The 22,043-nt window shown below is 43.3% G+C and carries 23 protein-coding genes; 7 read left to right on the top strand and 16 right to left on the bottom strand.

Annotated features, from left to right (window positions below; genetic code table 11):
* The first annotated feature begins 40 nt into the window (after nt 1–40).
* Nucleotides 41–1,006 carry a KpsF/GutQ family sugar-phosphate isomerase gene (locus ABIE26_RS05355; protein WP_310139216.1) on the top strand — a complete coding sequence of 322 codons (966 nt, stop codon included), beginning with the start codon at nt 41–43 and terminating at the stop codon, nt 1,004–1,006.
* A gap of 15 nt (nt 1,007–1,021) precedes the next feature.
* Nucleotides 1,022–2,113, top strand: coding sequence for a mannose-1-phosphate guanylyltransferase (locus ABIE26_RS05350; RefSeq protein WP_310139218.1), 1,092 nt, complete (start codon nt 1,022–1,024; stop codon nt 2,111–2,113).
* 6 nt (nt 2,114–2,119) lie between these two features.
* Here the strand turns inward: ABIE26_RS05350 and rlmB are convergent, their stop codons facing one another.
* On the bottom strand, nt 2,120–2,884 hold the full coding sequence (rlmB, locus tag ABIE26_RS05345) for a 23S rRNA (guanosine(2251)-2'-O)-methyltransferase RlmB (protein ID WP_310139220.1): 765 nt from the start codon (nt 2,882–2,884) through the stop codon (nt 2,120–2,122).
* Nucleotides 2,885–3,046: 162 nt separating this feature from the next.
* Between rlmB and dnaB the strand changes: the two genes are divergently transcribed.
* Nucleotides 3,047–4,615 carry a replicative DNA helicase gene (gene dnaB, locus ABIE26_RS05340; protein WP_310139222.1) on the top strand — a complete coding sequence of 523 codons (1,569 nt, stop codon included), beginning with the start codon at nt 3,047–3,049 and terminating at the stop codon, nt 4,613–4,615.
* Between the two features lie 6 nt (nt 4,616–4,621).
* Here dnaB and chrA read toward each other — a convergent pair whose 3' ends face one another.
* The gene (gene chrA / locus ABIE26_RS05335; RefSeq protein ID WP_310139226.1) at nt 4,622–5,821 is read right to left on the bottom strand and encodes a chromate efflux transporter; all 1,200 of its coding nucleotides are present in this window, start codon (nt 5,819–5,821) and stop codon (nt 4,622–4,624) included.
* 11 nt (nt 5,822–5,832) lie between these two features.
* Nucleotides 5,833–6,168 carry a tetratricopeptide repeat protein gene (locus ABIE26_RS05330; RefSeq protein WP_310139227.1) on the bottom strand — a complete coding sequence of 112 codons (336 nt, stop codon included), beginning with the start codon at nt 6,166–6,168 and terminating at the stop codon, nt 5,833–5,835.
* Between the two features lie 96 nt (nt 6,169–6,264).
* On the opposite strand from ABIE26_RS05330, the gene ABIE26_RS05325 reads away from it, so the two are divergent.
* The 4 genes from ABIE26_RS05325 (at nt 6,265) to ABIE26_RS05310 (ending at nt 10,102) form a co-directional block, all read left to right on the top strand.
* On the top strand, nt 6,265–7,002 hold the full coding sequence (locus ABIE26_RS05325) for an electron transfer flavoprotein subunit beta/FixA family protein (RefSeq protein ID WP_310139230.1): 738 nt from the start codon (nt 6,265–6,267) through the stop codon (nt 7,000–7,002).
* A 43-nt stretch (nt 7,003–7,045) separates the two neighbouring features.
* Nucleotides 7,046–8,017, top strand: coding sequence for an electron transfer flavoprotein subunit alpha/FixB family protein (locus ABIE26_RS05320; protein ID WP_310139232.1), 972 nt, complete (start codon nt 7,046–7,048; stop codon nt 8,015–8,017).
* Between the two features lie 70 nt (nt 8,018–8,087).
* Nucleotides 8,088–8,699: a bifunctional nuclease family protein gene (locus tag ABIE26_RS05315; RefSeq protein ID WP_310139234.1), complete on the top strand. Its 612-nt coding sequence runs from the start codon at nt 8,088–8,090 to the stop codon at nt 8,697–8,699.
* Between the two features lie 17 nt (nt 8,700–8,716).
* The gene (locus tag ABIE26_RS05310) at nt 8,717–10,102 is read left to right on the top strand and encodes a nucleoside permease (RefSeq protein ID WP_310141488.1); all 1,386 of its coding nucleotides are present in this window, start codon (nt 8,717–8,719) and stop codon (nt 10,100–10,102) included.
* Nucleotides 10,103–10,169: 67 nt separating this feature from the next.
* Here ABIE26_RS05310 and ABIE26_RS05305 read toward each other — a convergent pair whose 3' ends face one another.
* From ABIE26_RS05305 to ABIE26_RS05245, 13 genes are all read right to left on the bottom strand, one after another.
* Nucleotides 10,170–11,456, bottom strand: a complete 1,287-nt coding sequence (locus ABIE26_RS05305) for a citrate synthase (protein WP_310139235.1) — start codon at nt 11,454–11,456, stop codon at nt 10,170–10,172.
* A gap of 118 nt (nt 11,457–11,574) precedes the next feature.
* On the bottom strand, nt 11,575–12,108 hold the full coding sequence (locus ABIE26_RS05300; protein ID WP_310139237.1) for a DUF3347 domain-containing protein: 534 nt from the start codon (nt 12,106–12,108) through the stop codon (nt 11,575–11,577).
* A 100-nt stretch (nt 12,109–12,208) separates the two neighbouring features.
* Complete coding sequence (locus tag ABIE26_RS05295; protein ID WP_310139239.1) at nt 12,209–12,715, bottom strand: hypothetical protein; 507 nt, start codon at nt 12,713–12,715, stop codon at nt 12,209–12,211.
* A 141-nt stretch (nt 12,716–12,856) separates the two neighbouring features.
* Entirely contained in the window at nt 12,857–13,387 is a 531-nt protein-coding gene (locus ABIE26_RS05290) for an outer membrane beta-barrel protein (RefSeq protein ID WP_310139241.1), read from the bottom strand.
* Between the two features lie 192 nt (nt 13,388–13,579).
* A complete protein-coding gene (gene miaA / locus ABIE26_RS05285; RefSeq protein WP_310139244.1) occupies nt 13,580–14,521 on the bottom strand; it encodes a tRNA (adenosine(37)-N6)-dimethylallyltransferase MiaA in 942 nt (313 codons plus the stop codon).
* A gap of 25 nt (nt 14,522–14,546) precedes the next feature.
* Complete coding sequence (locus tag ABIE26_RS05280; RefSeq protein ID WP_310139248.1) at nt 14,547–15,380, bottom strand: hypothetical protein; 834 nt, start codon at nt 15,378–15,380, stop codon at nt 14,547–14,549.
* Entirely contained in the window at nt 15,371–15,754 is a 384-nt protein-coding gene (locus ABIE26_RS05275) for a hypothetical protein (protein ID WP_310139251.1), read from the bottom strand. Before ABIE26_RS05275 ends, ABIE26_RS05280 begins: the two co-directional genes overlap by 10 nt.
* Before the next feature lie 78 nt (nt 15,755–15,832).
* A complete protein-coding gene (locus tag ABIE26_RS05270) occupies nt 15,833–16,912 on the bottom strand; it encodes an MBL fold metallo-hydrolase (RefSeq protein ID WP_310139253.1) in 1,080 nt (359 codons plus the stop codon).
* 8 nt (nt 16,913–16,920) lie between these two features.
* Nucleotides 16,921–18,771 (bottom strand): DNA topoisomerase 3, encoded by a 1,851-nt coding sequence (locus tag ABIE26_RS05265; protein ID WP_310139255.1) that lies wholly within the window; start codon nt 18,769–18,771, stop codon nt 16,921–16,923.
* A gap of 2 nt (nt 18,772–18,773) precedes the next feature.
* Nucleotides 18,774–19,673 carry a histone deacetylase family protein gene (locus ABIE26_RS05260; RefSeq protein WP_310139257.1) on the bottom strand — a complete coding sequence of 300 codons (900 nt, stop codon included), beginning with the start codon at nt 19,671–19,673 and terminating at the stop codon, nt 18,774–18,776.
* Between the two features lies 1 nt (nt 19,674).
* On the bottom strand, nt 19,675–20,535 hold the full coding sequence (locus tag ABIE26_RS05255; protein ID WP_310139258.1) for a bestrophin family protein: 861 nt from the start codon (nt 20,533–20,535) through the stop codon (nt 19,675–19,677).
* 304 nt (nt 20,536–20,839) lie between these two features.
* Nucleotides 20,840–21,445, bottom strand: a complete 606-nt coding sequence (locus ABIE26_RS05250; protein ID WP_310139261.1) for a DNA-3-methyladenine glycosylase — start codon at nt 21,443–21,445, stop codon at nt 20,840–20,842.
* Nucleotides 21,438–21,914, bottom strand: a complete 477-nt coding sequence (locus tag ABIE26_RS05245) for a GAF domain-containing protein (RefSeq protein WP_310139263.1) — start codon at nt 21,912–21,914, stop codon at nt 21,438–21,440. The genes ABIE26_RS05250 and ABIE26_RS05245 overlap by 8 nt, the downstream gene beginning before the upstream one ends.
* Nucleotides 21,915–22,043 lie beyond the last annotated feature (129 nt).

Raw genomic sequence — 22,043 nt, 5'->3', positions numbered from 1 at the left:
TTGCACTAATTCAAAGCATCAATATACTAAATAATTCTGTTTGAAAAGTAAAAAATCTATTATCGAGGCTGGTGTCAGCACTTTAGAGCTGGAAGCCCAGGCCGTTTTAGGCCTGGTTAAAAATATAAATGATGATTTTGTTAAAGCAGTTAACCTGATTATTGAAAGCCGGGGCCGTGTAATCGTTACGGGCATTGGAAAAAGTGCCATTATTGCACAGAAAATAGTGGCAACCTTTAATTCTACAGGTACCCCTGCTATCTTTATGCATGCCGCAGATGCAGTGCATGGCGACCTGGGTATGATCCAGAAAGATGACGTTGTCATCTGCATTTCTAAAAGTGGCAATACACCCGAAATAAAAGTACTGACTCCGCTGCTGAAGCAGTCTGGAAATACGATGATCGGGATGGTTGGCCAGCTGAACTCTGAGCTTGCCATGCAGGCCGACCTGGTGTTAAATACCCATGTAGAAAAAGAGGCCTGTCCGCATAACCTTGCCCCTACCACCAGCACAACTGCACAACTGGCAATGGGCGATGCATTGGCCATCTGTTTACTGCATGCCCGCAATTTTAATGAGCAGGATTTTGCCCGATACCACCCGGGGGGCTCACTGGGTAAGAAGCTCTATTTGAAAACAGGCGATCTGGCCCTGAAAAATCAAAAGCCAAGCATCCATCCTGATGCCTCCGTAAAAGATGTCATCGTTGAAATTAGCCAAAACCGTTTAGGCACCGTAGTTGTTATGAATGGTGATGTGATTCTGGGCATTATTACTGATGGCGACATCAGGAGAATGCTGGAAAAACATTCAGATTTAACCCATATTAAAGCGAGCGACTTAATGAACCCTAACCCTAAAAAGATCGAGAAAGACCTTTTAGCGATAAATGCACTCGAAATTATTAAAGAAAACAACATTACCCAATTGTTAGTTACTGATGCCGGAAGTTATTTTGGTATTGTACATTTGCACGACCTTCTCCAGGAAGGCATTATTTAACCCTTTCCTATAGACATGAATAAGAATAACTACGCATTAATAATGGCTGGTGGCGTTGGCAGCCGGTTTTGGCCTGTAAGCAGAACTGAATATCCAAAACAATTTATTGATTTTTTTGGTGTTGGAAAAACACTGATTCAAAGTACATACGACCGCTTTCTGAAAATCTGCCCTGCAGAAAATATCTTTGTGGTCACCAACGAGATCTATACAGACATCATTCAGGAACAACTGCCGGCATTGCATGCAAACCAGATCCTGGCAGAGCCGATTATGCGCAATACCGCTCCCTGCATCTCTTATGGCTCCATGAAAATTGCCAGCCTCAATCCCGACGCAACTATTGTCGTAGCTCCTTCCGATCATACCATAACCAACCAGGATGCTTTCATTGCAGCTATTGAACAGTCTTTACAGGCGGCTTCGGCCAACGACTGCCTCATTACCCTGGGCATCAAACCAAGCCGCCCTGATACCGGCTATGGTTATATCCAATACATCGAGAACACTTTAAAAACCGACAATCAGATCCATAAGGTAAAGATCTTCACGGAGAAGCCAAACCTCGAGCTGGCAAAATCCTTTATTCAGAGTGGCGATTTCCTATGGAACGCAGGTATCTTTATCTGGTCTGCCAAATCTATTAACAAAGCTTTTTCAAAGCACCTGCCCGACATGCACGAGATCTTTACACAGGGCAACCCGCTTTATAATACGCAGAACGAAAAAGACTTCATCAGCGATGCTTATCAGCAGTGCACCAATATTTCCATAGATTTCGGCATCATGGAAAAGGCAGACAATGTTTATGTATTACCAGCGGATTTTGGCTGGTCTGACCTGGGCACCTGGGCCTCTATCTACGATATAGCGGAGCACGATTACGTTGGAAATGCAGTAATCCCGGCCGAAAAAGTAATGATGTTCAATTCATCGAACTGTATGGTTAATGTCCCGAAGGATAAACTGGTTATTTTACAGGGACTGCACGATTACATCGTAGTGGAATCTAACAACACCTTACTGATTTGCCCCAGAGCGGAAGAGCAAAGCATTAAACAGGTTGTAGCCGATGTAAAGGCCAGGTTCGGTCCGAAGTTTATTTAAGTGTTACTACTGGCGCTGTCTGATGGCTTCGTAAAGAATAACCCCGGCAGACACAGATACATTTAACGAGCTGATCTCACCCGACATCGGTATTTTCGCCAGGTGATTGGCCATGCGCATGATCTCATTGGAAATCCCTTCATCTTCAGACCCCATTACAATGGCTGTCGGGGCGGTGTAATCCGGTGCGTAGATGAGTTCATTTGTTTTTTCTGTACAGGCTACAATTTGTAAGCCGCAATCCTGCAGATATAATGCAACTTTATGTAAACTCTGGTGCCGGCAAACCGGAATGCTGAACAAAGCCCCCGCCGAAGTTTTAATGGCATCTGCATTGATCTGTGCAGAATTTTTGGAAGGCACAATCAATGCATGAACCCCCGCACAGGCAGCTGTCCGCGCTATAGCTCCCATATTTCTGACATCGGTAACACCATCCAGTATCAATACCAATGGGGTCTCTCCTTTTTCATAAATCAATGGAATGATGTCTTCAATTTTCTGAAAGGCAATTGAAGAAATTACAGCAATCACGCCCTGATGGTTCTTTTGGGTCATACGGTTCAACTTCTCTACAGGCACATTGTGCACTGGAATATCGCTGCCCTTCAGTAATGCTTTCAGCTCCAGAATAATCCCACCCGTAAGGCCACGCTGAACATAAATGCTCTCTACATCTTTTCCGGCTTTAATAGCCTCTATTACAGCACGTATACCAAACACAAATTCATTATTTTCTTTAGGTCTTGAAGGTCTTCTGAAATTTTCCATTTCTATAAAATTGAGCGGCAAAAATAGGCATTCTTTTCCACATAGTTTTGTTAGCAAAAAGCTAAAATTTGAGAAAAGGCTATTGGTATGCTCGTATTGCAACCGGTGGAAATGTGCATAAAGAAATGAAGAAAGGACTTATTTTTTGCCTAATTTTGTCACATGAGTAACGATCAGCCTTCATCCCAGGATAAAACAAATTTTAGTGCAAGAAAAGCCAGGTTAAGCAATACCATGAGCACAATGGGAAGGATACCTCCCCAGGCTACCGACCTTGAAGAAGCGATTTTAGGCGCCTTGATGCTCGAGAAAGACGCTTTATCTACCGTTATCGACATTCTTAAGCCTGATATGTTTTATCATGAAGGGCATAAAAAAATATTTGAAGCCATACAGGGGCTATTTCAGAAATCAAAGCCTGTTGATATTCTGACCGTTACCTCAGAGCTGCGTACCCTGGGCCTGCTGGAAATGATTGGTGGTGCCTATTACATTACCAACCTTACCAACAGGGTTGCATCGGCAGCCAACATTGAGTTCCATGCACGTATCGTTTCCCAGAAATACATCCAGCGTGAACTGATCAGGATTTCTTCGGAGATCATTCAAAATGCCTACGAGGACACTACAGATATTTTTGACCTGCTGGACCATGCCGAAAAGAACTTATTTGACATTGCCCAGAATAACCTGCGCAGGGACACCCAAAAAATGGATGAGATTGTTAAACAATCGCTTGCCACATTGGAAGAACTGCGAACAAAAAGTGATGGTCTGACAGGTGTACCTTCAGGTTTTACAGATCTGGACCGCATTACCGGGGGCTGGCAGGCTTCCGACCTGGTAATCATCGCAGCCCGTCCGGCGATGGGTAAAACGGCTTTCGTACTTACCTGTGCCCGTAACGCCACCGTTCAGTTTAAACGCCCGGCAGTGGTGTTTTCCCTGGAGATGTCGTCTGTGCAGCTGGTAAATCGTCTGATTTCAGGCGAAGCCGAAATTGAGCAGGAAAAGATCAGGAAGGGAAACCTGGCTGAATGGGAATGGCAGCAATTGCACAGTAAAATAGGTGGACTTACAGAAGCCCCACTCCTGATTGACGACACCCCTGCATTGAATATCTTTGAATTCAGGGCCAAATGCAGGAGATTGAAAGCCCAATACGATATCCAGCTGATCATCATCGATTATTTGCAGCTGATGCATGGTAAAGGCGAAGGCCAAAGCGGTGGTGGCAACCGGGAGCAGGAAATTGGTAGTATTTCCAGGGCGCTTAAATCTGTTGCCAAAGAACTCAATGTACCTGTACTGGCGCTTTCACAGCTGAGCCGTGCCGTAGAAAGCAGGCCAGGTGTAAATGGAAAAAGGCCAATGCTTTCCGATTTGCGTGAATCCGGATCTATTGAACAGGATGCAGATATGGTATTGTTTTTATACAGACCTGAATACTATGGCATCACCGAAGATGAACAGGGACGTTCGCAGGCTGGTGTGGGCGAGGTAATTATTGCCAAGCACCGTAACGGTGAAACCGGGATCGTACCACTCCGCTTTATTGGGAAGTACGTTAAGTTTGCCGATCTTGAAGAAAGCTTTGCAGCCCCTACCTCATTCTCTATGGATAGTCCAAGTGCAGGTATGTCGCCATCGCAGGACTTTGACAGACCTGCAGGAAATGTCATCATTAAACCTTCACGCATGGATGACATGCACGACGATGCACCATTTTAACAAGGGCTACAAAAAGTAGCCGAGCAATATGCCCGCAAGTACAATAAAAGGAGTACTGATCCTGGTATAATTCAGGATCAGAAAGGTGATGACCATAATCCCTATAGTCAGCCAGTTTAACGCAACAGGGATCAGTAAAAGCACAAAAGCGGCGATAATGAAGCCTACACTTACTGCGTTGATACCCGTAAGCGAGTATTTGATACGGGTGATCTTCTTCAGATCCTCCCAGAAAGGAACAATAAACAGCACCAGGATCAATCCTGGCAGATTAATCCCGATCACGCCCACTAAACCGCCCAAAATTTGCCCGGTTACGCCAAAACCAAAGTTCCGCATGCTCAATGCGCCCAGGTAACTGGTAAAAGAGAACGTAGGGCCAGGTAAGGCTTGTTGTAATGCAAAACCCGACAGGAAGCCTGAAGCACTCAGGTATTGCTTCATCTGTACAAACTCTGTAAACATCAGCGGTACCAGCACCTGCCCTCCTCCAAAAATTACGATACCATTGCGGTAAAAATTCTCGAACAGCCTGATGGGCAGACTAAAAGGCGATGTCCTGTTGATAATCGCCCCAAGCAGCGCCAGAAACAGCAATACACCAAAAAAATAGGTTAACTTTTTAGGGTTGATATTGGAGAACAGGTTTAAGCGAATGGTACTTTCCTCGGCGGGGGTTCCAATGGCAGATGACACCATCCCCCCCAATAAAATAGCCAGTGGAAACACATAGGCATTTCTTAAAACCAGGGTAACAATGGCCGCCGATATGGCCAGAAAAATAGTTAGTTGTGATACCAGTACCCTTTTGGCCAGGTTAAAAGCACCATAAGCCACAATCCCCAATGCAATGGGCTGGATATATTCTAATATCTCTGTAAATTTCTCCTTTTGATCGAGCTTGGCAAAGCTGATCGCTGCAAATGTCATAATCGCTGCAGAAGGCAGGATCCAGATCAGAAAAGTAATAATGGAAAGCTTTAATCCACCAACCTTATACGCAACACCTACAAGCGTTTGTGTTGATGCCGGACCTGGTAATACTTGTGCCAGGGCATTGAGTTCCAGCAATTCTTCTTCAGACACAAACCGGGTGTTTTTAACAAAGTATTTAAGCAGCAGTGCCAGATGCGCCTGGGCGCCCCCAAAAGCGGTAAAGGTGAAAAGAACTACGTTCCTGAGAAACAACAATTTTCTTTTACTCACCGCCTTGCTGGTTAATCATCTTCATAATCCAAACCAGCAGCAGAATTATAGGCGCCCTGCAATTCAGAAAACGCATGCATATCCCTTTTGCTGCGCGCTGCAGCCATCCCGTTCTGATACACCGCTATTGCCTTATCGCTTTGCTGCAATTTCTCGTAAAGTTTACCCAGGTGATAATAAGTTCCCACATAATCCGGATGTTCCCTGGTTAATTTTAAATAATATTCCAGTGCCTTTTCCGTATCGTTTGATGTATTGTATTCTGTAGCCAGTGCATACAATACAAAAGGATCATTAGGGTCACTTTGTAAAAACTCCAATAACTTTGCTAATCGGGTACTTTGCATTTTAAATCCCTGCTTTTTTAATTAGATTTGCAAAAGACAATGTATGGTTCGTAAGAACTTTCATCACTTAAAAACAAATTTATAATTTATAACTCTATGAAAATATTAGTTTGTATCAGTAATGTGCCAGACACAACGACAAAAATAACTTTTACCAACGATAATACACAATTCAATACATCCGGAGTTCAGTTCATCGTGAACCCATACGATGAGATTGCCTTGTCAAGAGCAATTGAACTTTGCGAAGGCGGCAAAGGAACGGTTACCGCAATTAATGTTGGCGAAAGCGCTACTGAACCAACCATAAGAAAAGCACTCGCTATAGGTGCAGATGATGCTGTAAGGATCAATGCTGCGCCAAGAGATGCTTATTTTACAGCTTACCAGATCGCTGAATATGCAAAGAGCAATGAATTTGACATGATATTGTGCGGCCGTGAATCTATCGACTATAATGGCTCGCAGGTGGCGGCAATGGTAGGGGAATTCCTGGACATCCCTTCTATATCTATCATTAAAAAACTAGACTATGATGGCAGTACTGCTACCATAGAGCGCGAAATTGAAGGTGGTAAGGAAGTCATCACCGTAAGCGGCAAATTTATTGCCAGCTGCGCTGAAGGTACTGCAGAGCCCAAAATACCAAACATGAGAGGGATCATGTCGGCCCGTACCAAACCGCTGCAGGTGGTTGAAGCCAAAGAGATAGAACAACTCAGTAAAATACAGCAATTTGAAACCCCGCCTCCACGTGGCGCAGTTAAACTGGTTCCGGCAGAAGAAACTGCCAGATTGATAGATCTGCTGCACCAGGAAGCCAAAGTAATCTAATCCATTCCGTTTCAAATTTTAAAAAATCATTAAAAAAGAGCTTATGTCAGTTTTAGTATATGTAGAGCAAGTAGATGGTAAGTTTAAGAAATCTGTATTTGAAGCAGTTTCTTATGCAAAAGCCATTGCAGACAAACAAAATAGTAATTTAACGGCTGTTTCAATCGGGAATGTTCCCGATGCTGAACTTAAGGAATTAGGGAAGTACGGTGCTGCTAAAGTATTAAACGTTTCCAATGAGCAGCTGAAAAACTTTGTAAACCAGGCGTATGCTGCTGTAATTGCAGAAGCCGCAAAAAAAGAAAATGCCGATGTAGTGGTATTATCCAATTCTTTCTCTGGTAAAGGTTTAGCACCGCGTATTGCAGTAAAACTTAAAGCAGGACTGGTAGATGGCGCAGTAGAATTGCCACAACTAGAGGGCGGAAAGTTCCAGGTGAAGAAAACTGCCTTCTCCGGAAAAGCTTTTGCCGTTACCGAGCTAACTTCGGCTGTTAAAGTAATTGCCCTTAACCCGAATGCCTTTGGTGTTAAGGAAAATGCTGCTGATGCTGCTATTGAAACTTTTAGCCCTGAAATTAAATCGACAGACCTTGCAGCTATTGTAAAAGAAATTGTAAGGGCTACCAATAAAATATCCTTACCTGATGCAGAACTGGTAGTTTCGGCAGGAAGAGGCCTGAAAGGACCAGAAAACTGGGGAATGATAGAAGAACTGGCTGCTTTACTGGGTGCAGCAACGGCCTGCTCCAAGCCGGTTTCTGATGCCGACTGGAGGCCGCATTCAGAGCACGTTGGCCAAACCGGTATCGCCATCAGTCCGAACCTGTATATTGCCATCGGTATTTCGGGTGCCATCCAGCATCTTGCCGGAGTAAGTTCATCTAAAGTGATTGTGGTGATCAATAAAGACCCTGAAGCTCCTTTCTTCAAAGTTGCAGATTATGGAATTGTTGGGGATGCATTTGAAGTAGTACCAAAATTAATAGAAGCATTAAAAGCACATAAAGGTTAGATCGCTGTCATATCGGGCCTGTTGAAATACAGATATGCATTCAACAGGTTCAAAATGACATTTCAATAAAATGAAAAAAGTAAAACTAGACATTGTTGGTTTATCTTACAGCCAGACACAATCAGGTGCCTACGCCCTGGTGCTTGGAGAAGTAAATGGCAGAAGGCGTTTGCCGATTATTATTGGTGCATTTGAGGCACAGGCCATTGCCATAGAAATAGAAAAGATGACCCCAAGCAGGCCATTAACGCACGACCTGTTCAAAACCTTTGCACAGATCTATAACATCGAAATCAGGGAAATCCTGATCTATAATCTGGTAGAGGGTGTTTTTTATGCGAAACTGATCTGTACCGACGGCACAACCGTACAGGAAATTGACGCACGTACCTCTGACGCCATAGCCCTTGCGGTAAGGTTTAACGCTGCCATTTATACCTACGAATTTATTCTTTCTTCGGCGGGCATCGTAATTGAAGGAAATGACTTTCTGTTCCTCGAAAACATGGACAACCTATCCAAAGAACAGGGAACTGAAGATATTTCCTCCATACCTTCTTCAAACTATAAATCGCTGTCTGTAGAAGAACTCAATCAAAAGCTTCAGGAAGCCATAGCAGAGGAAGCCTACGAAAAAGCCGCACGTATCCGGGATGAGCTAAACAAAAGAAATTCAAAATAAACTAAACCATTCTTATGATGAACGTTAAGTTTCGCTTAACCCTGATGAGTTTCATGCAATTCTTCGTTTGGGGTGCCTGGCTCATTACCATTGCAAATTACTGGTTTGGGACAAAACAATGGGACGGAACGCAATTCGGGGCCATCTTTGCAACGATGGGCTTTGCCTCGCTGGTTATGCCAACTTTAACGGGTATTATTGCAGATAAATGGGTAAATGCCGAAGTATTGTACGGAATCCTCCATATCCTGTACGCTGCTGTTTTGTTTTACCTGCCTCAGGTAAACAGTCCTGATTCGTTTTTCTGGGTAATGCTGCTGGCCATGTGTTTTTATATGCCCACCATTTCGCTCAGCAACTCCATCTCCTACACTACGCTGAAATTAACCCAGTTAGACATTATCAAGAATTTCCCACCCATACGGGTTTGGGGAACAATAGGCTTTATTGTGGCCATGTGGACCACCAACCTGACCGGAAATAAGGCAACGGCCTACCAGTTTTACATTGCCGGTATTGCTGCACTGGCATTGGGCTTATATGCCTTTACACTCCCTAAATGCCGTCCTGAAGGCCTTATAGGCGAGAAAAAAACATTTGCGCAGGCATTCGGACTGGAGGCGTTTAAACTCTTTGCCAATTACAAGATGGCCTTGTTTTTTATCTTCTCTATGTTTTTAGGAGGTGCCTTACAACTCACCAACGCCTATGGGGACGTATTTTTGGACGAGTTCAAATTATTTCCGGCCTATGCTGATTCTTTTGTGATCCGGTATTCTACCATTATTATGTCCATTTCACAGGTTTCTGAAACCCTTTTCATCCTGGCCATTCCCTTTTTTCTAAAACAGTTTGGAATTAAAAAGGTGATCGTAATTGCCATGTTTGCCTGGGTATTGCGTTTTGGATTTTTTGCCTATGGTGATCCTACCGGCAATCTGTGGATGATCGTCATGTCTTGTATTGTATATGGCATGGCCTTCGATTTCTTTAACATTTCAGGCTCTCTGTTTGTTGAAACCTCTACTACCCCTAAAACAAGATCTTCTGCACAGGGTATGTTCATGATGATGACCAACGGATTTGGAGCTGTATTCGGCAGCCTGGTTTCCGGATGGATGATAGACAAGTATTTTACCAAATCCTATAGTGATGTCCAATCTCTTGCAGCTTACGCACAAACAGATGCCAAAAACGAACACCTGCTGGATTTTTTGAAAAACAAAGGCATCGGTGTATTGGAAAATGGCAGCCTGAGCCGGGCACTCGATGTTAAGGACTGGCACAGCATCTGGCTCTCGTTTACCTGTTATGCGCTCATCATTACCATTGTATTTGCCATTATGTTTAAGCACAAACACAATAAGGCTGAAGAAACTGCAATCAAAGCCATGGGACATTAATCCTATCCATAAAAAAGGCCGGTTAGCAAAACTAACCGGCCTTTTTATTGAATTAAATAACCAGATATTATCTGTCTTCGATTTTAGTGAAGGTTCTGTCGGTATATCCAACATAAATCTGACGTGGACGACCGATAGGTTCTTTGTTTTCATGCATTTCTTTCCATTGTGCAATCCATCCCGGCAAACGACCAAGAGCAAACAGCACCGTAAACATATCTGTAGGGAATCCCAGGGCCCTGTAAATGATCCCTGAGTAGAAATCTACATTAGGGTAGAGCTTACGCTCAACAAAATAAGGATCGCTCAGTGCAGCCTCTTCCAGTTTCTTGGCAATTTCCAGTACCGGATCATTAATACCTAGTTTTTCGAGTACATCATCACAGGCCTTTTTTATGATTTTGGCACGTGGGTCAAAGTTTTTATATACCCTGTGCCCAAAGCCCATCATACGGAAAGGATCATTTTTATCTTTGGCTTTATTGATCCATTTTTCAGTATCGCCTCCATCTTCTTTAATCAACTCCAGCATTTCAATTACCGCCTGGTTGGCACCACCATGAAGCGGTCCCCATAAAGCATCTATACCTGCCGAAACAGAAGCATAAAGGTTACAGTCAGATGAACCTACCATTCTCACTGTTGATGCAGAGCAGTTTTGCTCATGATCTGCGTGTAAAATCAGCAGGGTATTCATGGCACTTACCACTACAGGATCTATTTCAACCTCTTCTGTACGCTGACCAAAGATCATATACAGGAAATTGCTTACGTAGTCGTATTTATTTTTTGGATAGATCAGTGGATGGCCTAAAGATTTTTTATAAATAAAAGAAACGATTGTCGGGAACTTTGCCAGCAGTTTGATCATCGTCAGGTCCATTGTTTCAGGAGATGAATTGGCCTTTAAAGATTCCGGATAAAATGTAGATAAAGAGCAAACCAGTGATGCTAGCTGGGCCATAGGATGCGACTTGGACGGATATCCATCCAGGAATTTCTTCATGTCCTCATGGATCAGTGTATGCCTGCTGATCTGCGTTTGAAAGTTTGTCAGCTGCTCTTGCGTAGGCAGTTCACCATATATAAGCAGATATGCAACCTCTAAAAAGTTTGATTTTTCAGCCAGTTCTTCAATAGGGTAACCGCGGTATTTTAAAATCCCAAGCTCACCATCCAAAAAAGTAATCGCGCTTTTGGTAGATCCCGTATTCTTGTACCCAAAGTCTAATGTAATGTGCCCCGTTAAATCCCTGAGTTTAGAAATATCTATAGCTTTCTCCCCTTCGGTACCAGTGATAACGGGAAATTCATACACCTTTCCATCAATCTTAATTTCTGCAATATCTGACATATATATTCTTAAATTTATAAAAACAAACTTAACTAATCTATTCGGATTAGCCTTTAGCTAACTATAACAAAGCTGTTAAATTATTATTAAATGAGCGTCAAAACCAAGTAAGAAAAACCTACATCGCAGGTTTAATTTCTTCCAGAACACGCCCGCACTCCATCATTTCATCTCCATAATATGGATTCTGGATTTTGTTTTCTGTAGCCAGCCAGTCGCCTCCATCTCCATTATTGGCCATAGGGCAATGCTGTACGTAAATAGATCCTTTTTTCAGATCGGCGTGTTTAAACAAAGCAATTACATCAGTACTCAAAGCCGTAAACTCTTTACGCTGGGCAGCTATATCTTTTGCGGAGGCAATTTTATCAGTAATCAACGCGGTATTTTCACATCCTTTATAAGCAGCCAAAACCGGTCCTAGTGTTGCTGCAGTTTTTTTTGCTTCCTCAAAATTAGTGCTTACCAGTGCATTTTTCAATGCAATATAACCATCATAAATGGCCTGTACTTTGGCATCTTTCAATTCTACGTTGTTTTGTACGGCAGCTTCCACTTTTGCTGTTGTATCCGAATTCCCTGCTACTTTTTTCTCTGTATTTGTGCAGGAAACTATCCCTGTAATTAGCATTACTGCCAGGTATTTCCTCATTGTTTTATTTTTTGTGGTTAAAATAGCATTTTAATTTTAAATAAATAAAAAAGCTCCCGAAAAAATCAGGAGCTTTTCAAAAATTTATTGAAAAACCGGATTAAAGTTTAAATCCATAAGCTACACGAAGGGCTACCTGGCCCAATGAACCGCCGCCACTTACTTCGGCTCCTTCATAACGCAGGCCAAGGTCAAGCCCGTTATCAAAACCATAACCTATCCCAGGCGCCCATAAAAACGAGGTTTTACCTCCGCTCTCAGTTGAAAATCCTGCACCAAGTTCACCGGAGAAGTACGCGCTTTCAGCAAAAAAGATTTTTGCACCGGCTTTTACCGGGATCATACCAAAACTTCCGGCGTCATCTTTAAGTGTCCAGTGGTTATAACCGGCAGACAGCAAACCAGAAACATTAGAGCTGAAGTCTTTTTGCAGACGTAAATCGCCACCAATGACAAAACTGGCACCTTCAGAGGTCGGGATACCTGCATTAAGACCGATGCCCAAACGAAGGGCTTTGGAATCTGCAGATTGAGCATTTGCATTTGTTGTAAAAAATACTGCCACGACAGCTGCTGTAATGGCCATAAATCGAATAGTTCTTTTCATATTAATATTGTTTACTTTAGGGTTAAGATGGATTTTTGCCACCATTAGCATCATGATACAAACAGCATGCCATTACCTGGTGGCTGAAACAAAAAAAGGCCCCTGAGTGATCAGGGACCTTTTTTAATCGCTATTTAATGATTACAGTTTGAAGCTGTAAGCTACACGCAATGCAAACTGACCGTTTTGTGGTCTGTAAGAGATCGACTCTTTTTGCTGCGTAACACCTTCATATCTTGCACCGATGTCAAAACCACCAGCAGTCTGGTAACCTATACCGCCTGAATAAATGAAAGCTTCTTTAACATCTTTTTTAGTACCGAAACCGCAACCAGCCTCACCTGATAAATATAAACCACCGATTTGAGGGAATACTTTAACCCCGCCTTTTACCGGGATCATGTTATAATCATCTCCCTGTCCGTCTTTCGCTTTGTATGAAGTGTAACCACCTGTTGCAGTAAGCGCCAGTTCTCTTGACAATTCAAACTGGAAGCCCAGGTCTGCGCCGTAAGCCAGTTTAAAAGGAGAACCGTCTGTAGGTGCACCAGCACTGATGCCTAAACCTAAACGAACACCTTTAGCATTCTCTCTTTGTTGTGCCTGAGTTGCTGTTGCAGTGAAAATAAAAAGACCTGCTGCAATTGCGAAAATTCTTGTAACTTTTTTCATTTTAATTTCTATTTTATTAATTGTACTTGTGTGTTATAAACAGTTATTTTATTATTGATAAATTTTGAATATCTCTAACTCAAAACTGTTTATTACACCCCTCTTTACAAACAGCATGCCAATGCCCTCTGTGTTTTGCATATTAATAAATTGTAACAATAAAGTTAAGTTTTGTTATTTTGGCCCTAAAAGTTAGGCAGGCTTATTGAAATGGCCATTGTATATAGTCATGGCCTGGGCAAACTGATCGGTTTGATCCGGGGAATTTATCCAGTTAATTTTCACCCCATCCTTTTCCATTTTTCTGAAAAAGGTCATCTGGCGCTTCGCAAACTGACATATCGCAATAGTTAATTTTTCCTGAAGCTCATTGTAATTAAGTTCGCCTGACAGATAAGCCACAACAAACTTATATTCAAGACCGTAGAATATCAGTTTCTCTTTAGAAACCCCGGAAGCTATCAATCCTTCCACTTCCGCAATCAACCCTTCTTTTAACCTGACCGAAAGCCTGTCGACGATTTTTTTACGACGCTGGCCGATTTCCGGAGCGAGACCAACAATACAGGAATCGAAAGGCGGGCGTTCTTTTTTTTCCAGCGTATTTGAGGATAAATAATCTGAAACTTCTATGGCCCTGATCACTCTTTTCCGGGAAGACAGATCGGCATGCGCCCGGAATTTATGAGAATAACCTGACAAAAGATCACGCAATGCTGCCAGTTCTAAATCAGACAAAGATGCCCTGAGTGTCTCGTTTGGCGGAATGGCAGTATATTGATGGTCCTGAAAAATACTGTGAATATACATTCCGCTACCCCCACAAAGCACAGGAAGTACATTTCTACCGCTTATTTCCGTAAAAACCCTATAAAAATCCTCTTTAAACTCATTTACATTGTAGCTGTCGCCCGCCTGCCGGATATTGATTAAATGGTAGGGAACTTTCCTGTCGCCTATAATATACTCATCCAGGTCTTTCCCTGTGCCAATATCCATTCCCTCAAACACCTGCCTGCTGTCGGCACTCACAATTTCTCCGTTTAAAGTATTTGCCAGATTGACAGCCAGCTTTGTTTTACCTGAAGCCGTAGGACCCAATATTACCAGTAATGGCTTTTTATATGTGCTCATCCCCCTATCCATAAATTTAATGCTGTCATGAGTTCAAGAATAATACATATTTAAGATTTCCGGTATTAAAAACCGGGATAAACCCGCTTTCCGGCACAGCTAAATGATTAACATCCCCGCCGGGCAAAGCGCCCGCTGGTAAACGATGTGAAAAAAAACGCTGCATATCCTCCCTGCGCAACCATATGGCTGCCGGCGGGGTAATTTCCGTCAGTTTAAAACCCGACTGTTGGTAGGCATTGCCCAACGACCAGTCCCGATCTGCATAACTCATCACATCATCAGGCCCAATTGTTTTGATCATATGCTTCATTAGTCTGCTAAAGCCGCCCGTAACTGTAAAGCCCATTCGTGTAGCAAACCTGATCAACTCTACAGAACGATAGCCTGCCGCAATCTTTTTCATATACCTGACATTGCTAAAACAAGCCACCGCAACAAGCTCCCCTTCTAACTCAAGCGCATACTTATACCTTGATTTTGCAGATCCCTGGAGATGGTTGTCATTTAAAAAAACATCTGCCTGCTGCTGATTAATGGAGATGACCTTAGCCTTACGGCCATGCAAACGTTTATTTAAGCCCAAAACAGATTCAACCCTGCTCAGCACCTGGGCGCTTCTGCTGTGCCACACATCCTGCCAGAGCTGCAATAACGTAATCCCCTTAAGCTGATAAACCCTTTGCAGTGCTATTAATTCTTCAGCTTTGTAAACACTACCGAGTGGGATCAGGTGAATTGCTGCCAGGCTGTTGCAAAGCAGCAAACTGTACTTTTCGTGCAGAAAAGGCTCCACTTCAATTCCCTTATCCTTCAAGGCCAGAAAGACACTGCCCTGCCAATCCAATTCTACACCCAACCCTTTTCCTTATATAATCTATAACCTTCAGCCAGCGCACTTTCGATATGCCCCAGAAGCGCATCATCCAGTTTTTTGATGTGAAAGCAGGACTTCCCCTTTAGCAACTTTAATAATGCAGGATCAAAGATTCTTTTCATCTCAGGTTCTGCATATACCGGCATATAATAAAAACCGACATGGCCTTTTTTAATCATCAGGCCTGCAAAATATACTTCAGTTCTTTTTCGCCCCTCAATTTCCACGTTCTTATCGCTCCACAGGTCATAGGTTACTTCACTATTGATCCTGTTGCTGAAGCCTAAGGTAGCATATGGCTGTAAGACAGCCCTGATGGTTTGAAATATTTCTATAAAATCTGTCTTTACTGCCATAATGATCCTATTAAAACCGCTTTTAAACGATACTATCTGAACAACACTGTTTCAACAATTTTGTTTACCGAAACCACATTAATCCAGCCACCATTCTTTCGACGGATAACTTTCATCTAATATAACCTGTTCTCCCAATAAAGGTGTTGTGATTTTTAGGTTTTCTGCATGGGCTTTTCTGGTTACGCGGATGGCGGGTTCGTTCCAGGCATGCATGGCCAGTGTAAATTTAGCCCAGTGAACCGGCAGCAATACCTTTGCATTTAAATCCTGGGCTGCCTGCACGGTCTGTTCGGGAAACATGTGTATCAGCGGCCAGTAAGCATTGTATTGTCCGCACTCCAATATCGCAATATCAAAAGGTCCGTGCTGCTCCCCTGTTTTTTTAAAATGGGTATCGTAACCAGAATCGCCACCAAGGTACAGCTTATGTTTAGAGGCCTGTAAGATAAAGGCCGACCATAAACTCTGGTTCCTTTTAAAGCCCCTACCTGTAAAATGACGTGCGGGAGCGGCCGTAAATTTTAAACCCCTGGCGGTTGTTTCTTCTCCCCAGGCCAGTTCCACAATCTGTTTTGGAGGCACACCCCAGTGTTCCAGATGGGCACCAGCGCCAAGCGAGGTAATAAAAAGCCGGGTCTTGCTTTTGAGTTTGAGGACACTTTGATAATCCAGGTGATCGTAATGATCATGTGTAATCAGCACGATATCCAGTTCAGGAAAATCTTCGCATTTAACAAAGTCAGTCCCCATATAACTTCCCGTACCAATATAAGAAAAAGGCGAGGGGCGTTTGCTAAAAACAGGATCGACCAGGATTTTAATTCCATCAACCTGAACCAGGTAAGAAGAGTGCCCAAACCAGGTGATCCTGGTTTTATCCGTTTCAGAAAAATCGGGCTTTACGTGGGGCAGTGTTTTTTTAGGCGCACTGTTCTCATTTCCTTTGATCATCCCCACAATCATGTCCCAGTAACTTACGCTATCGGGCTTCATAGGGGTTGGCGATAAATTTGAAAGTGTCCCCTCTTTAAAGTTGGCCAGTTTTGAAAGGCGTGCCAGACGTTCGCCCTTAGGGGCAGTCCCAAATACAGGCCAGCTCAATACCCATACGGTCAGTAAAGCCAGAGCAACAATAACAATTAATATGGAATACATAGCTTTCCTCATTTACTTTCTTCCTTTGGTTCGGCGAGTTTCTGGGCCAGGGTATTGCCTGCAAGCAAAAGCTCGTTGGTGATCAGTTTTGTATAATCGGCAATTTCGGCTTTAAAATCAACAACCGAAGCTCCGGAACGGATCTCTTCCAGGCGTTTCTCCCATTGTCCGGTTAATTCGGCCTGTGCAATTTTCTGGTCTTTAACCACATCATATACCGCCAGACCTTTTGCTGTAGGCACGAGGTTCCGTTTTTCGCGGCTCACATACTCCCTGTTGATGAGCGTTTCTATTATTGCCGCCCTGGTTGCAGGTGTACCCAATCCGCTATCTTTCATGGCATACCTTAACTCTTCATCTTCAATATCCTTACCCGAGGTTTCCAGGGCTTTTAATAAAGATGCCTCATTATACATAGCCTTGGGTTTGGTTTGCTTTTCCAGCAGGGCCTTATTGGTAACGGGTAGTTCTTCTCCTTTTTTTACTTTGGGCAGCGCCGGATTATCTTCATCTTTCTTTTCTTCATCGGCCTCATTGAATACCGAACGCCATCCCGCAGAGCGGATCACGGTTCCGTTTGCAACAAACAGGGAGCCCGATTCTACAGATATTTTGGTGATCTCTTTCACACATTCCTGGTGAAATGCTTCAAGCATTCGTCCAACTACCATATCATAAATAGCTTGTTTATCACCACTTAACTGGTAAGGAGACTCACCCGTAGGCAGAATAGCATGGTGATCGGTCACTTTTTTTGCATTGACACTCCTTTTATTCAATGGAACAGTCAGCAGAAACTCTGCCTGCCGGCTAAAATCAGGATGCGCTTTAGCTTTCTCTATCAGGTTAGGTACGCCTGCAAATATATCATCACCAATGTAGCGACTGCCGGTACGCGGATAGGTCACCAGCTTGCTTTCGTACAGTCCCTGCAGCAAACTTAAGGTCTGATCGGCCGTAAAGCCCTTACGTTTATTGGCTTCCTGCTGCAGACTGCTCAGATCATGCAGCAGCGGAGGAGGTTCTTTACGGGGCTTGGCCTCTACATTTAAGATTTTACCACCATTACTAAATCCTGAGGCCACATCCTCAATTTTGGCCAGCAGCGCTTCTGCTTCCTCTTTTTTATCAAAATTACTGACCGACATTGCTCTGAACAGTTGCCCATCCTTATCCAGCTGTATGGCCAGCTGATAATAGGTTTGTGGCACAAAATTTTTGATCTCCAGGTATCGCGAGCAGATCATGGCCAATGTAGGTGTCTGTACCCTGCCCAGCGATAAAACCGAACGGTTCCCCGCCGAGATGCTCAGTGCCTGGGTAGCGTTCATCCCTACCAGCCAGTCCGACTCAGAACGGCAATGTGCCGAATTGAACAGGGTGTCGTAATCTGTTCCCGGTTTCAGGTTCCTGAAACCTTCTTTTATGGCCTCATCTGTCTGAGAAGAGATCCACAATCTTTTAAAAGGCTTTTTACATTTCAGAAAGTAATAGATGTAACGGAAAATAAGCTCTCCCTCACGCCCGGCATCCGTTGCAACAATGATCTCGGTAGCCTCATCAAAGAGTTTTTTAATGATATCCAGTTGTTTTCTCACCCCGGGATCTTCCACCATCCCATCCTTGGTCTTTATTTTCCGTATGGCCAGCTTAAACTTCTTAGGGAGCATAGGCAGGTGCTGCCTTCTCCAGCCAATAAATCCGTATTCCTGCGGTGGGGCCAGCTGTAACAAATGCCCGAACGCCCAGGTAAAAGAATAACCTTTCCCCTCAATATACCCGTCTTTTTTAGTTGTAGCACCAAAAACCTTAGCCAACTCACGCCCTACTGAAGGTTTCTCTGCAATAACAATCTTCATAATTATTCAAAAATATCTAAACCAATTTTAAATGTGCTGCAATGTGCATCAACAATATCTTTTATATCTGGAGAATACCCTCCGCCCATGCTTACCTGAACCGGCAAACGGTTTTGTTTGCAAAACTGCAGTACCATTCTATCTCTTTCCCTGCAACCAGCCTTACTCAATGCCAGTTTACCCAGTTTATCAGTCGCCAGCACATCCACACCCGAAAGGTAAAAAACAAAATCGGGTTGATGGGCCAAAAGTACGGGAAGTGTTGCTTTTAATTTTTCCAGAAACACTTCGTCTGCAGTCCCATCCTCCAGTGCGATATCAAGATCGGAAGTTTCCTTTCTAAAGGGGAAATTTTTATCGCCATGCATAGAAAAAGTAAACACTTCGGGTTTATCGTAAAAAATCTCGGCTGTGCCGTTTCCCTGGTGCACATCCAGATCGATGATAAGAATACGCTCTGCCAGCCCCGTTTTTAGCAAATAGTTTGCAGCGATGGCCTGATCGTTCAACAGACAGAAACCCTCGCCCCAGTTACTTCCTGCATGATGCGTCCCTCCGGCTACATTAAACGCAATCCCAAACTGCTGTGCAAATAACGCACCTTGCACTGTCCCTTTCGCGATCCTGAGCTCTCTTTCTACCAATTGTTCTGTTAAAGGAAAACCAACCCTGCGTTGTTCCCTTGCGGGCAGAGTAAGGCCTGTCAATTGTTGCCAATAAGTCTGCTGGTGGGTTAACAGCACTGTTTCTTCATCAAGAGCATCGGGTGCAAATAAATTGACTGCTGTAATTACGCCTTCGTGGATCAACTGTTCGGGGATCAATTCATACTTGATCATGGGGAAACGGTGCCCCTCTGGCAGCGGGTGTGCATACAGCGGATGCCACGCAATTTTCAGCATCTTATTTCAGTATCTCCCCTACGTGTTTTTCAATATTGTTACAGATCTCATCTACTGGCAAATCGTTGGCATCTTCTCCAAAGGGATTCTCAATTTCTTCCGCAATCAGCTCTAAACTGGCCAGCACATACAGGATAAAGGGAACAATAGGTACTACAAAATACCCCAAACTAAATACCCAGCCAAAAGGCAGTGTAATGACATATATAAATATAAATTTTTTAATGAACGCACTGTAAGAATAAGGAATGGGCGTTCGCTTAATCCGTTCACAGCCACCACAGATATCAGTAAGCTGCTGAACATCTGCATTAAGTATAAGCAGCTGTTCCTGGCTGATCTCTCCGCTTGCCTGCAGCTCAAAAACCCTGGATGAAATACTGGTTGCCACCTGGTTAGGAATATGCTTTCCGGCATCTACTTCGATCAGCAAGCTGTTCTTTCCAAAATACTGTTTTTCCCTTAAATGTTCCTTTAATGCAAAAGCATATTTTGGAATGGCATAATCAAAAAACTCGTTATGTTCTGGCTTTAGCTTTAGTGATTTGATCTTTATGGCCAGGTTGCGGCTCACATTGGTTAACGCCCCTAAAAAACGGCGGCCTTCCCACCACCTGTCGTACGAGGTATTGGTCCGGAATACCAATAACATGGAAATGACAAAACCCAGCAAATTGTGCATCATTCCTATGTTTTTAACATAAGTTGTTTCTGCAAGTTTCAGGTAATTCAGCTCCAGATAGGCAATAATACCCGAAAATACAGCAACACTAAGCATCAAGGGCCATAAGGTCCTGATGGTATCAGCTTTATGCACATGAAATATAAAAGTTACCCAGTCTTTAGGATTATAATTGATCATATTATACTGTTATAAAATGCGCCTGGCAATGCGCTCAAAATTCATGGTTTCAAACTTAGATAAAACTGCTTAGCATTTATGCACATTTTGAAAATAATAAGACTGAGACCGTACTGCTCCCGGGATATTTTGAATATCGATTAAACCTTGTTAAATCTTTACAAGGATGTTACAAGATCATTTGACCTAGAAAGGACCTAGGAACGACCTAGAAAGGACCAAGCAAAGATCAAAAAAACTGCGACACATATCAGACTCAAAAGGAACCTTCCCGGGCAGGATTTAGGAGGCAATTTTTTGGGTGTTAAGTATTGGGTTTGCTTACAAATTTATTGCCCTTAATATAGTATCTCCAGGGCAATAGCGCATGGTCTTCTGCGTAAGCTACCCCAACTCTTGGTACCGCAGCAATATTTTCAGGTTTTACTGACATTCCGCTATCCGCTATCCAGATTTCTTCCCCTTGCAGGTCTTTTGCATTTAAAACCTTATCAATAGCCAGCGCCTTGGCCAGTGCGCCTGGCCCAGCTGTCAGATTAGGTTTTAAGGCGTTCATATTTCTGCGTTGCAGCATCACGTCGATGCCTGTAACTGGTTCCAGTCCTCTGATTAAAACTGCATGGGGTGTTCCTTCGGGGGCTGTAACCACATTAAAAAGGTGATGAATGCCATAACAAAGGTAGACGTAAGCTAATCCGCCAGCTGCGTACATCACCTGGGTACGGTTGGTAAACCTCCCCCCATAGGCATGCGAGGCCTTATCGATCACCCCTTTATAAGCTTCGGTTTCAACAATAATACCCCCGGTCAATTGCCCTTCAACATTAGTAAACAACTGTTTTCCAAGCAGCTGAACTGCAAGACTGTTCACATCATCGTTCTGGTAAAAAGAAAAAGGCAGTTTAGTCATTTAACAGGCTTATAATTTGCTTTAAGTATTGGGCATCAATTTCATCAAAATGAGACAGATATTCACTATCCACATCTAAAACAGCAATCACGCTCTCTTGTTTAAAAACAGGGAGTACAATTTCGGATCGCGAGGCTGAACTGCAGGCGATATGACCCGGAAAAGCTTCCACATCGGGCACGATTAAAGTTTCTGCCTGCTGCCAGGAGGCACCACAAACGCCTTTTCCTTTTTTAATGCGTGTACAGGCTACCGGCCCCTGAAACGGTCCTAAGACCAGTTCATCGCCCTTAACCAGATAAAAACCAACCCAGAGCCAGCCAAACTGTTCTTTTAGGGCGGCAGAGATATTGGCCATATTGGCAATCTGATCGTCTTCGCCGCTGATTAAAGCAGCGACCTGGGGGATTAAAGACTGGTATTGAGTTTCTTTATCTGCATTAGTTATTATCGTTAGGTCTTCGGCCATAGCATAAGAATTATTTTAAGCAAAAATAAGAAAGTTACTTTATCAGCCACTCAAATTAAAATAACTAAATTTGGCATTTTCGGTTGCCATTGTATTCAACAAAAATGGTATATCAGACTAACTAACAAT

This window comes from Pedobacter africanus, from assembly GCF_040548825.1.
GTDB classification, from domain to species: Bacteria; Bacteroidota; Bacteroidia; order Sphingobacteriales; family Sphingobacteriaceae; genus Pedobacter; species Pedobacter africanus_A.
Note: the sequence above shows the minus strand (reverse complement) of the source record. Positions and strands in the feature narration are given on the sequence as shown.